This is a genomic window from Bacillus sp. D48C (assembly GCF_053345735.1).
The window spans coordinates 448,890-461,910 of record NZ_JBKFAQ010000003.1 but is presented as its reverse complement, the minus strand read 5'-3'; the positions used below and the strand labels follow the sequence as shown (position 1 = coordinate 461,910).

Here is a 13,021-nt window from a genome sequence, read left to right as displayed (position 1 = left end):
ATTCAGTAACACTAAACTATTCCCCTTGCTACCTTCATGATTATTTTATAGCGGGGGCTTATTATATGTATAAACAATCTGAGTCACTCGAAAAATGATGAATTCGAATATTGCAGTAAAAAGCGTTATTTAGGAGGTGTTACTATGACGCATATACTGGTGATTGAAGACAACCCAGATATACAAGAACTAATTCGTGAATTTCTAATGGCACAAAACTTTACTGTTGATGTAGTTGGTGCTGGAACAGAAGGTATTCTTCTTTTCCAAAAAAATTCATACGATCTTGTCCTCCTCGATGTAATGTTACCAGATATAGATGGCTATAGTATTTGTAAAATTATGCGAGGACAATCTGATGTACCAATCATTATGTTAACAGGCTTACATAATGAAGAAAGTGAAATTAAAGGATTTGAGTTAGGTATTGATGACTATATTACGAAACCGTTCCATTACACTGTATTTATTAAGCGTGTAGAGGCTGTATTAAGAAGGGCAGCAACGAAGGAAGCAGAAGCTGCAACTATACTACAATTCCATGAATTGATGTTAAACTCTACAGCATATGCAGCTTATGTTCATGGTAATCAAATTGAATTGACAACAAAAGAATTTGAAATTATTTATACTTTACTGCAAAATCGAGGAAAAGTATTATCAAGAAGTGATTTGTTGAATAAGGTATGGGGCTATGAACATTATGGTGATGTAAGAGTTATAGATACACATATTAAAAACTTAAGAAAAAAATTAGGAATTACTTATATTAAAACGGTGAAAGGCATTGGCTACAAAATCGAATCGTAGCAAAGACAACATCACCAAAAATATTTTCATCAAAACCTTATTATTTTGTATTCTTTTATCACTTTGTCTTTATCAAATTATTTACTTTCTAGCTTCAAACTACGATAAAGAACATTTTGCGAAAGAAAATGGAACGCCGACTACAGAACAGGCGGATTTAGATAAGCAAAACAATCAAAGTAAAACGAATCAAAATAAAGCTGTGTCAGAGGGAAGCATTTCCAATTTCCAATCTTCTATTATAGATTATAAATCTCTTTCTACAGCTATCAATCACCTTTTGCAGCCTAGCCAAACTGCAAAAGCAAAAGAACATACACAAAACCTTTCGGGGAAAAATAGCACTTCTAATCCGCTTACAGAAGCAGAAAAGAAAGTCGCTAATAATGATGCCTTACATACACAAAATGCAGCAAGTAAAATAAATGATATAAATGATAATCCAAAGTTAGCAGATGCGTTGCAGCAATTAGCTCCACATATTGGCGCGACAATGCTTGCATTATCACTACTCGGATCTTTAATTTATACAAAACTAATTGCCAAACCTTTTCAATATATGAGCGATGCTTTAAAAGATATTATGAATCTTGATTTCTCAGATAAAAAACTACTTAACAAAAATACAGATCAAACAGATTTTAATTTGCAAGTAGCCGCTTCACAAGTACCAAATATTGTGAAGAATTTACATGCAAGCAATCAAGATTTAAGAAATGAGCTCAAAAAGGAACAACAATTAGAGCAATCTCGTAAAGAATTTATGTCTATGGTATCCCATGAATTAAAAACACCAATCGCAGCCGTTATGGGACAACTAGATGGCATGATTCACGGAATTGGAGCTTATAAAGATAGAGATAAATATTTAAAACGTTCCTATGAAATGATGCAAGATATTAACATATTAACGGAAAAAATGTCGGAATTATCCAAAATACAAAACCCTCAATTTAAACCGAATTTAGAAGTCATTTCTTTATCTAATATTATTGAGGATGTTATGAAGAAAGTAGATTACTTTGTATCTGTAAAACAATTAAATGTACAATCTAATATTAAACACGACGTACAAATTTTAGCTGATCCTAAATTTATTCAAACTGCTATTTTTAACATTATTTCAAATGCAATTCATTATACAATTGACCACCAGCACGTATATATAAAGCTTTATGAAAAACCAAACGGTTACGCATTAGAAGTATTAAATACAGGTTCACAAATTGATGAAGATAAACTTGCTCATTTATTTGAGCCTTTCTATCGTGCAAACCCTGATAAACACGGTTTAGTACAAGGTAGCGGTCTTGGATTATATATCGTGAAACAAATATTAGATAAACATCAATTTCCTTACGGAATACAAAACACAGCTCAAGGTGTAAAATGCTCCATTGTATTCCCAAAAGCAATGTAGCATTCACTATAATTACATACCCCAAACTCATACTTTATGTGTGAGTGGCGGAATTTTGTAGAGTGTCTTACTCTGTTTCGTTCGCCCGTTATCCTTATTTGGATAGCGGGCGTTTTTTATTACTTAAAAGGAGGATTTTTTATGGATAAGTTTAAATATTCATTGCTCGTTTTATTCGGTGCTTGCAGCTACGGCATACTTTCAACTATTTTCAAACTCGGATTCCTAAGTGGATTTTCAGCACATCAACTATTAGGGGGACAATATGTCTTCGGATGGATTGGACTATTTCTACTCGTTCTTTTCTTTTCACGTCATAAAGTAACAAAAAAACAATTCTTTTCATTACTAACCGTCGGAACAACAATGAGTATGACTGGAATTTTCTACGCTATTTCTGTAGAAGAGCTACCCGCATCTATCGCTGTCGTCCTACTCTTTCAGTTCACTTGGATTGGTGTCATTATCGAAGCAATTGCAAATCGAATATTTCCAAGCCGCGATAAGATCATATCTATCCTTATTTTATTTGCTGGTACATTGTTTGCAGGTGGTATATTTGAAGGCCTCGGACAAAGTTTTTCTACGAAAGGGATTATCTTTGGACTATTAGCTGCTGTCTCTTTTTCATTCTATGTTTTTGCAAGCGGACGCGTTGCTACAGATGTTCCCCCTTATACGAAAAGCTTTCTTATGACAACAAGTGCAACTCTTATCGTATGCCTATTCTTCCCGCCGACCTTTTTAACAGATGGTGCCCTGCAAGCTGGTCTATGGAAATATGCTTTCTTCCTCGGATTATTCGGCGTTGTTGTACCTGTCATTTGTTTTTCAATCGGTGTACCAAAAGTTGGAACAGGACTTAGCACGATATTAGGTGCAGCTGAATTACCAACTGCTATTATCGCTTCTATTACACTTGTACATGAAGTCGTAACCTTCATGCAGTGGATTGGAATTATTTTTATATTGCTTGGAATTTTCACTCCCCAGCTGCTTACGGCTAGGAAAGAAAGGAAACATAATCGCGTGCATAGCGCTTGAAAAAAATACAGAATTTATATAAAGTAAAACTTTAATTAGTGGGGGTTTTGTTCATCCCCCACTGATTATCAGCCCTCACCAATCGGGCTTTTACGGGCAGTTGATCCCCACCTAACTTCTTCGCTTTCGCTGAATTTTGAGGTGGAGTCTTACTGCCCGTTAATGCGGGATAAAAATATAACTACAATTAAAATAAGTAAATTTATCGGGAGGTATAAATGACTATTTTAAGCATCGTATTTTTTGCTATTATGTGTATCTTCTTCCTAATAAGATATATGAAAGAAAAGAAATTTTACGATTTACTTCTCATTCCCGTTTGTATATATGCAGGAGCAGTGAAAACTCCTTTCGTAGAGTACTTAAACTTTAATACTACATTTAAAATAACGTATGATATTGCAGCTATTATTCTTGTAATCCTTGCTGTACTTTTCTTTTTGAAAGATAAGAAAGAGAATCATACTGCATAACAAAAGACCTTTCATTTACTTGAAAGGTCTTTTTCTCTATCTCATTTTGCCGCTACATACAGCTTCTCTATCTCATGCTCAATTTGTTTTACATCGATTCGCTCAAATAATGGCTGCACGCTATCAATTCTATTCGGCAACGTATTTTGCGGTTCCCAATTTCGGTTCACAATCGACAATGTGCTTCGAACTCTTTCACTTGAAAATGGTAAAAATGGTTCAAGGAGATTTGCAAAATTAGCAATAAGATAAATACAATTATAAATCGTTTCTTCACATGAAACTGGATTATCTTCTCTTTCTTTCCAAGGCTGCCTCTCATCAAAGTATTTATTTGCAAAACGTACGGCATCGAATATTGTTTCTAGCGCCACCTTAAATGTAGTTTGCTCAATCGCCTCTCCTACATTTTTATATAATCCTTCTACTTTATCCTTCAGTTCTACATTGATAGTTCCCTGCGGCACAATGCCATCATAATATTTTTCAATAAACTTTAATGTCCGGTTCACGAAGTTCCCGTATGCACCTAACAGTTCACTATTATGACTGTAAATGAATTCACGCCATGAAAAATCAGTATCACGATTTTCTGGTGCATTTACTGTTAAAAAGTAACGAATAGAATCTGGATTGTAACGTTCTAATATGTCAGGCACCCATACTGCCCAGTTTTTACTCGTAGATAACTTTCTTTTTTCAACTGTTAAATACTCATTCGAAACGATATGACGCGGGATTGCTTCCTCTCCTATTCCAAGTAAAACCGCTGGCCAAATGATGGAGTGAAATGGAATATTATCCTTGCCGTGTACATAATATGTTTGCGCATCGCTATTCCAAAACTCATGATCATCTTTTCCTGTTTCTTCAGCCCAATATTTACTCGCTGAATAATATCCTGCCACTGCTTCTATCCATACGTAAATTTTCTTATCTTCATACCCTTTCACTGGAATTGGTACCCCGATTGGTAAATCTCTTGATACAGCCCTATCTTGTAAGCCTTCCTTTACATATCTTTCCGTTAATTGAATTGCATTATCACGCCATGTTCCTTTTTCTTTTGCGATTTCTACAACTTTTTTAATTTGCTGCTGAAATGTATGCAATGCAAAATAAAAATGCTCTGTTTCCTCTACAGATGGTGTACTACCACATAACTTGCATGTCTTTTCTAACAAATCGAGTGGATCTAAAATAGCTGAACACGCATCGCATTGATCGCCTCTTGCTGCTTCATGGCAATGTGGACATATTCCTTCTACATAACGATCTGGTAAAAACTGCGTACACGTTTTACAGTACGCTTGTTCCACTGTTTTTTTATAAATATAGCCTTCTTCCAATAAACGTAAAAAAACTTTTTGAACAGTTTCATGATGATGCTCGCTATCGGTACGTGTATAGCAATCATACGTAAAACCGAGATCACGAAAACATCGCTGGAATTCTTCATGGTACTTATTAGCAATTTCTTTTGCTGTCACACCTTCTTGTTTTGCTCTAATTGCAATCGGTGTTCCATTACAATCACTGCCCGAAACATACAACACATTCTCACCTTTTGCCCGGTAATAACGTGCTAAAATATCTCCAGGTAACAAACTCGCAATATGACCAAGATGTAACGAGCCATTTGCATACGGCCAAGCGCCTCCAATAAAAATACTCATCTTACATTCCTCCTTTTAAATATAAAAAAGCCCCGCCCTTATCTTAAAAAAGATAAGGGCGGGGCTGTATAAACAGTCGCGGTACCACCTTATTTCGCCAATTACTCACATAATTAGCCTTAACAAGTACGGAGCTATATGCTCTTATACTGTGGTTTTGATAACGAGTACCAACTCTCGTCGCCGCCTACTATTATCATTTGATAAGTTCAGGACGAAGCTCAAAGGCCATTGTTCAAATGAATATTCTTGCTTCTTCTCAGCTACCGAAGCTCTCTGGAAAGAATGTGTTCATCCTACTTTTCCTTTTCAACGCTTTTACGTATAAAAAGTATTGTACGACTTAATCACAGAAAAATCAAACTTTTATTCAGAAAGAAAAGGAAATCCCATCCCCCTGCCGAATAACTATACGTTCACAAAAGGAGTGATAACATTGAACCAAAAACAACTAAGCACTATTAATGAAAAAAGCTGGAATACAGCTGCTTATGAAGCTTGGACGAATCGCCATGGGGCACCGGAGGATTATGCGAAAAAAATCATGGAAGACCCTATGCGCGAGGTAGATCACTATTTACCTTACATACAATCTCCGAAAGGAAAACATATTATTAATTTACTAGGATCAAAAGGGAATAAGGCCGTTGCTCTCGCCCTTTTAGGCTCTGACGTAACAGTTGTTGATATTTCAGCAAGTAATGCAAAATATGCAAATGAACTTGCTGCCGCCGCAGACGTCTCTATTCATTACATCGTTTCTGATGTACTAGATGTAAATCTCTCCAAATCATTTGATATCGTATTACTGGAGCTTGGTGTACTTCATTACTTTCTAGATTTAAAACCACTTTTCAAAAAAATTTCTCAACTACTAAAGCCAGGTGGAATACTTATCCTTCGCGATTACCATCCAATATACACAAAGCTATTAGGAGTAGACCACCCATCGTTTCGAGCAAGTGGAAATTATTTCGATGAAGAATTGATTGAAGATGATGTTGCTTATAGCATTCTTCTTACAGAAGCGCAGAAAGAATCGTTACCGAAAACAACCATCCGTCGCTGGACATTAGGAGAAATTATTACAACACTCGCCGAAGAACATTTTAAGATTGAAAAACTAATTGAAGAACAGGGACCTCATCAAAAGTGGGTCTTCCCTTCTACTGCCCCAGAAGGAATTGAAGAACAAATACCCGGTCTATATACAATAATTGCGCGAGCATGCAAAAAAGGATCCCTTCACGGATAGGATCCTTTTTTGCATGCTCGCGCATATAAGTTGAGGTTGGAGATTACCATAATTCTGTAGAATAGGACACAAGATATTTCAACATTTCGTCTCTGACTTACGTCGTCAAAAAGGGGTATGACCAACATAACGAAGAGTAATGTTTTAGTTGATACTGATAATCGTTATCAACTAATTAGAAGTATACATGATGTTATTTCAAATTTCAATAGCATTTCTAATATTTATTTATGGATTTTATGATATACAAATGTATACATTTTAAGAACTTTTTCTAATACCAATCTGACTCCTTCCATTATCTGCTATAATTTTCATTGAACAGATTAATAACTTCATAATAATGTTTTTATTAATTCCGCTTCAAATATCTATAAATCATAATAAACAGTTTAAATGAGGGTAGGGGTAACGATGAAATATGTTAGTATTCGAAAAAAACTACTGTTCACACTCTTAAGCATTTCTTCTTTATTTAGCATTGCTCTTATTGTTATTCTTTCATTCGCCATGAATCAAGCAAGTGAAATCGAAACGTTAAAAAATGATGTATCGAAAAGAGCGACGATTTTAAAAGAACGTGGCGATTGGTTCCAGGCACAAGTTGCTGGTTTACAAGAATATTTGCTATCACATGATCAAAAAGGATTAGATAAGTTCAACCGAGAAGGGAAAAAATTAGCTGATACTAGAGAGAAAGTAACAAGTGACAAGAAGCTCCCAGAAGGAATGAAAGAAGCCATTTTAATGGGAGGAAAATGGCGTAGCGTCATAGATAATGAGGTACTACCTCTTGCGCATGAAGGAAAATGGGACGAAGCATCTAAAATTGCTTTAGCACAAACAGATTATGTAAATGATCTGTTAGGTCGTTTTAATAAATATACAAATGAAGAAAATGAGAAACGTGACGCATTAATTGCTGACGTCGAGTCTTCTTCATCACTTATTCAATATATTATTTTCTTCTCACTCATTACATGTACATTAACGTCTATTTTATTAGCATGGTGGTTCTCTGGTAAACTCGTTAAACCAATTCGACAAATTGATGAGAAGTTGAAAGAATTAGCTTCTCAAGATGGAGATTTAACGGCTAGATTACACGTAACGAGTAAAGATGAAATTGGTGACATTGCAAATTCCTTTAATCAAATGCTCACTAACTTACAGCATATAATAAAACAAGTTCAACAAACATCAACAAGTGTAAAAGAAGCTTCCGAAAATGTATTTATCGAAACAACCGCTTCTATGGAAAATACCGCAAGGACACAAGAAACTATGAATGCTCTTGAACACAATATTCGTTCACAAGTTTCTAGCATTGAAGAAAGTTCAACCTCAATGGATGACATGGCAACGAGTGTTCAGCGTATTGCTGAGGCCGCCTCTTCTGTTACTAGTTTAGCTGTCACAACCTCAGAAAAAGCAGATGATGGGAATAAAGTCATTGAGAAATCTATTACACAAATGCATACAATTAACGAAGCTGTTAACGCTACATCACAAGTAGTTGAGCGACTCATTACACATACAAATCATATCGATACTGCACTTCAATCTATTTCTAATATCGCCGAGCAAACAAATTTACTCGCTTTAAATGCTTCTATTGAAGCAGCTCGTGCTGGTGAACACGGCAAAGGATTCGCTGTTGTTGCTGATGAAGTTAGAAAACTTGCTGAACAATCTCAACTAGCCGCAACTGACATTAACCATTTACTGCATCAAATTCAAGCCGATACAAAAATAGCAAATGACATGATGACACAAGGTCAAGCAGAGGCTTCTGAAGGAATTACGGTTATTCGTACCGCTGGATCTTCATTCTCAGAAATTGTTAACCACATTAACAAAGTCTCTACGCAAATGCAAGAAATGTCTGCAACTGCTGAAGAGATGGCTGCAAGCTCTGAAGAAATGAACGCAGCTTTAAATAATATCGCTTCTATTTCAAACGAAGTTGCTGCAGAAACATCACAAACAGCACATTCGGCTGGTGATCAAGTAAACAAAATGAGTATCGTGGCTAACAAATCATCTGAAATGAAAACCATCGTACAAGAACTTGAAATTCTCGTTTCTCATTTCAAAACAAACGCTTAAAGTGAAAATGACACAAGCTCAAAGGTATAAGAAAGAAAGTTTTACAGTCTCTCTTTTTTCACTTTAAAATATCTCTTTCTATCTCTCATTCCGTCTGCTATAATTCCTAAAGGAAATAAGAAAGCTTTATTCCAACTGGAGTAAAGCTTTCTTTCAATTTTTTACATTTATTAATTCTAATACTAAGATTTCACAAAGGAGGCTTTTTATCATATGAATTTTGTAAGTATCAGAAAAAAACTTATGTTCATGATGGGAACGATTTGCGCTTTATTCGGTATCGCCTTAGCATTTATTTTATTTTTTGCTATTGACCAATCTCGTAAAGCTGAAACATTACAAAAAGAAATTTCTCCACTGGCAACAGAATTGAAAGAACGTGGAGATGCTTATCAAGTACAGCTCTCTGCTTTAAGAGGTTATTTACTACAACATGATCAAGTCGAATTAGACAAGTTTAATGAGATGAGTAAACGTCTTGAGGATTCAAAAGATAAACTTCTTTCTAATCCAAATCTTTCTTCGTCCGTAAAAAGCACAATGGAATTAGGGTCTACTTGGAGAAAGTTCGTTGAAGAAAAAGTATTCACTCTTGCAAAAGAACAAAAATGGGAAGAAGCTTTACAAGTAGCTTCTTCAGAAAACGGAACTGTCTATAAAGTAATTGGTGACTTCACCAATTACAGTAATGAACAAGCTACATTACGTGAACAATCTATTGAAAAAATTGACCAATCTGCACTCTTAATCGAATATGTTATTTTCTTATCACTTGTTATTTGTATTGTCGCTGCAATTATTCTTGCATGGTGGTTCTCTGGTAAACTTGTGAAACCAATTCAACAAATTGACACGAAACTAAAAGAGTTAGCTTCTCAAGAAGGTGACTTAACGGCACGTCTACAAGTAAATAGCAACGATGAAATCGGTGCTATCGCAGCATCATTTAATAAAATGTTAGAAAACCTACAACATATTATTAATCGTGTTCAAAAAACATCAGTGGAAGTACAAACCGCTTCTGAAAACATGCTAGAAAAAACGAATACATCACGTGAGGCGACAGTAAGAGTCCAAAGCTCAATGTCTAACTTAAACGCAAGTATTCAATCACAAGCTTCTAGTATTGAAGAAAGTTCAACTGCAATGGACGATATGGCAGTAAGTGTTCAACGTATTGCTGAATCTGCTTCATCTGTAGCGGAACTTGCTGTTGCCACATCTGAACATGCTAGCGATGGAAGTACCGTTATCCAAAAATCCGTTTCACAAATGACAACGATACACGAAGCTGTAAATGCTACGTCAGAAGTGGTTGAACGTCTAATCACTCATACGAAATATATCGATACCGCTGTACAATCTATTTCTAATATCGCTGAGCAAACAAACTTACTTGCTTTAAATGCTTCTATTGAGGCAGCTCGTGCTGGCGAGCAAGGAAAAGGATTTGCTGTCGTAGCTGACGAAGTTCGAAAGCTTGCTGAACAATCTAAAACAGCTGCAACAGACATTAATCAATTACTACATCAAATTCAAAATGATACAGAAACTGCTAGCTCTATGATGTCTCAAGGCCGTTCTGAAGCATTTGAAGGCATTCATGTTATTCGTGAAGCTGGTACTTCTTTCACAACAATTGTAGAACAAGTAAATAAAGTATCTACTCAAATGCAAGACATATCAGCAACTGCTGAAGAGATGGCTGCAAGTGCTGAAGAAATGAATGCTTCACTTAATAACATCGCTTCTATCTCGACTGAAGTATCCAGCGAAACCGCCGCAACGGCACAATCTGCTGAACAGAAAGTTATCGTTATGAATGAAATGACAGTAACTGCTGGAAAAATGAAACAAACAGTTGAAGAGTTAGATCAACTCGTATCTCATTTTAAAACAGAATAGATTTTCAAAAAATATCCCTCTTTCAAAGAGGGATATTTTTTTTGAGCTCATTTCCTGCACATTATGCTCATTTCCGTTATAATGAGAATCGATATCATTAAAATATAGGAGGGGCTGCTTATGTCACAAGAAGCATTTGAAAATAAATTATTGGATAATTTAGAAGCTGTTATTGACCCTGAACTAGGTGTTGATATCGTTAATCTTGGATTAGTGTATGATGTTACAGCAGATGAAAATAATAATGCTGTCATTACGATGACTATGACTTCTATCGGTTGTCCAATGGCTGGGCAAATCGTATCAGACGTTAAAAAAGTATTATCAACAAACGTACCTGAAGTTAATGAAATAGAAGTAAATGTCGTTTGGAATCCACCGTGGTCGAAAGAACGTATGTCACGTATGGCGAAAATCGCATTAGGTATTCGCGACTAGCGGAATAAAGTGAAACTTTATTCCGTGGGGGTTTTGTTCATTCCCCACTGATTATCAGCCCTCACCAATCAGGCTTTTACGGGCAGCAGGGCCCCCACCTAACTTCTTTGCTTCCGATGAATTTTGAGGTGGGGGTCTTACTGCCCTGCAAATAGCGGGATAAAGAAAAAAACCTGACATTCTAGTCAGGTTTTTTTCCTATTATTTTACGCCTACTGCATCATAAGCTTTCGTTACAGCTTGTACAGCTTTAGAATCTTTACCGTATAAATCTTCGGCTGATTGAAGAGCAGCTTGACGCATCATTTTGAAGTCAGAGTTTGCAGTTAAATATTTCGTAAGAGCGCGGTAGTAAATTTTTTCTGTCGCTTCACGGCCCACTCCAGCTACTTTCACGTCGTAATGATCTCCGCCTTCAGATACTAAATAAGCAGCTTTATTATTAATACTACTGTTAATATGAACGCCACCATTATCAGCTGTTCCAGTATAACGTTTACTATAGTGATCTGGGTAACCTTCACCTGGTTTTAATGGGTTTGGAATAGACGCTGGATCTTTTAGTGAACGAAGTGCATCGCCTGGTTTACCAGGTGTATAAATGTCAGCACCTAAATCCCAGCTCTTCTTCTCAACCATAACACCCATAATATCGGATAACGATTCATTTAACGCCCCTGACTCATTTTTATAAACAAGGTTTGCTGTATGTTCAGTTACAGCATGCGTTAATTCGTGACCGATAACATCAAGTCCAGCAGATAATGGAATGAATGTTTTTCCATCGCCATCACCATACATCATTTGCACACCGTTCCAAGCTGCGTTATTCCAGCTCTCCCCTACGTGAACAGTTGAAATAAGCTTCGCACCTTTATCATCGAAAGAGTTACGATTAAATGTTTTTTTGTAGTAATCATATACTTTTCCTGCATTTACATGCGCATCAACTGCAGCTTTATCTTCGAAGAACTTAGATTTACTTTCAACTTCTTCGCCTGTATATCCAAGCCATTGTGAGAATAAATTAAACAAGTTTTCATCCATATTTTCTGCATCAAATGTGTGAATACCTTGTCCTCGTTTACCGTCAAATAAGTTGAATACTCCCGTTTTTTCATCTTGGGCAATTTCAAATGATTGTCTAGCACCTAATACTCCGTAGCCAAACCCTGTAACGTGATCTACAGCATTATATTTCTCAATAACATTTCCATTTGTTGCATCAACAAAATAATGCCAATACCCTGGAGCTGGTTTTGAAATCGATGCCTTAACTAAGTATGCAAGGTAGTAATTACCGTCCTTTTCATATACAAATAAATCTTTTTTCACACCATCATAATTCTTTACTTTACCAATTTCTTTCTCAATATCTGCCTTTGCAATTGTTTCTGCTTGTTCCGCACTAATGCTTGCAGATGCAGGGATATTTTTATCATCTAAATTCGGAATAACTTGTCCGAAGAATGCTTTTACATTATTCTCTTTATCAAGTGTAACAGTTTGATCAGAACCGTACACAGGAATGTTATTATGTTTCTCAACTAGCTTCACATGTGTCGTGTCAGATTCAGCGTCTTTTTCTTCTCCAACGATATTAAAATGCTTTTCAATATTTCCTGCTAATTTAAACATATCTTTCTTACTCTCTAAGTATTGAAAGACCGTCTCTTTTTTATCTAGTCCTTCCGGTGCTTTCCATTCTTCACCTATGTATGCAGGTGTTTTAAATTCTTGATGATATTGAATTTTTTGTTCTTCCGCTTTCGTTGTCGTTGCCCCAAACGCTCCAAATCCCCCGGCGATAACAGTTAACGCTAATGCTGATGAAATGACTTGCTTTTTCACTATAACATTCCCCATTCCCATAAAGATTTTTGACACTTTT

10 protein-coding genes and 1 other annotated feature are annotated in these 13,021 nt (G+C 36.0%); of the genes, 8 read left to right on the top strand and 2 right to left on the bottom strand.

What is annotated here, in order from left to right:
* The first annotated feature begins 144 nt into the window (after positions 1–144).
* The 4 genes from ACLBXA_RS11110 (at position 145) to ACLBXA_RS11095 (ending at position 3,747) form a co-directional block, all read left to right on the top strand.
* Positions 145–810 carry a response regulator transcription factor gene (locus tag ACLBXA_RS11110; protein ID WP_000148834.1) on the top strand — a complete coding sequence of 222 codons (666 nt, stop codon included), beginning with the start codon at positions 145–147 and terminating at the stop codon, positions 808–810.
* Positions 788–2,230 carry a sensor histidine kinase gene (locus ACLBXA_RS11105; RefSeq protein ID WP_000201949.1) on the top strand — a complete coding sequence of 481 codons (1,443 nt, stop codon included), beginning with the start codon at positions 788–790 and terminating at the stop codon, positions 2,228–2,230. Before ACLBXA_RS11110 ends, ACLBXA_RS11105 begins: the two co-directional genes overlap by 23 nt.
* Before the next feature lie 141 nt (positions 2,231–2,371).
* Positions 2,372–3,274, top strand: a complete 903-nt coding sequence (locus tag ACLBXA_RS11100; RefSeq protein ID WP_000357149.1) for an EamA family transporter — start codon at positions 2,372–2,374, stop codon at positions 3,272–3,274.
* Positions 3,275–3,492: 218 nt separating this feature from the next.
* Positions 3,493–3,747 carry a hypothetical protein gene (locus ACLBXA_RS11095; RefSeq protein WP_000154129.1) on the top strand — a complete coding sequence of 85 codons (255 nt, stop codon included), beginning with the start codon at positions 3,493–3,495 and terminating at the stop codon, positions 3,745–3,747.
* A gap of 41 nt (positions 3,748–3,788) precedes the next feature.
* Here ACLBXA_RS11095 and metG read toward each other — a convergent pair whose 3' ends face one another.
* Positions 3,789–5,423: a methionine--tRNA ligase gene (gene metG, locus ACLBXA_RS11090; protein WP_000021589.1), complete on the bottom strand. Its 1,635-nt coding sequence runs from the start codon at positions 5,421–5,423 to the stop codon at positions 3,789–3,791.
* 51 nt (positions 5,424–5,474) lie between these two features.
* Positions 5,475–5,745, bottom strand: a binding site (T-box leader).
* Between the two features lie 114 nt (positions 5,746–5,859).
* On the opposite strand from metG, the gene ACLBXA_RS11085 reads away from it, so the two are divergent.
* The 4 genes from ACLBXA_RS11085 to ACLBXA_RS11070 all read left to right on the top strand — a co-directional run bounded on the left by ACLBXA_RS11085 (position 5,860) and on the right by ACLBXA_RS11070 (position 11,130).
* Positions 5,860–6,678, top strand: a complete 819-nt coding sequence (locus ACLBXA_RS11085) for a class I SAM-dependent methyltransferase (RefSeq protein WP_001072254.1) — start codon at positions 5,860–5,862, stop codon at positions 6,676–6,678.
* A gap of 414 nt (positions 6,679–7,092) precedes the next feature.
* On the top strand, positions 7,093–8,787 hold the full coding sequence (locus ACLBXA_RS11080; RefSeq protein ID WP_000878434.1) for a methyl-accepting chemotaxis protein: 1,695 nt from the start codon (positions 7,093–7,095) through the stop codon (positions 8,785–8,787).
* 213 nt (positions 8,788–9,000) lie between these two features.
* Positions 9,001–10,692: a methyl-accepting chemotaxis protein gene (locus ACLBXA_RS11075; RefSeq protein WP_001012199.1), complete on the top strand. Its 1,692-nt coding sequence runs from the start codon at positions 9,001–9,003 to the stop codon at positions 10,690–10,692.
* Between the two features lie 120 nt (positions 10,693–10,812).
* Positions 10,813–11,130 (top strand): metal-sulfur cluster assembly factor, encoded by a 318-nt coding sequence (locus ACLBXA_RS11070; RefSeq protein WP_000076424.1) that lies wholly within the window; start codon positions 10,813–10,815, stop codon positions 11,128–11,130.
* A gap of 201 nt (positions 11,131–11,331) precedes the next feature.
* Here ACLBXA_RS11070 and nprB read toward each other — a convergent pair whose 3' ends face one another.
* Positions 11,332–12,981 carry a neutral protease NprB gene (gene nprB, locus ACLBXA_RS11065; RefSeq protein WP_000745125.1) on the bottom strand — a complete coding sequence of 550 codons (1,650 nt, stop codon included), beginning with the start codon at positions 12,979–12,981 and terminating at the stop codon, positions 11,332–11,334.
* Between the last annotated feature and the right edge of the window lie 40 nt (positions 12,982–13,021).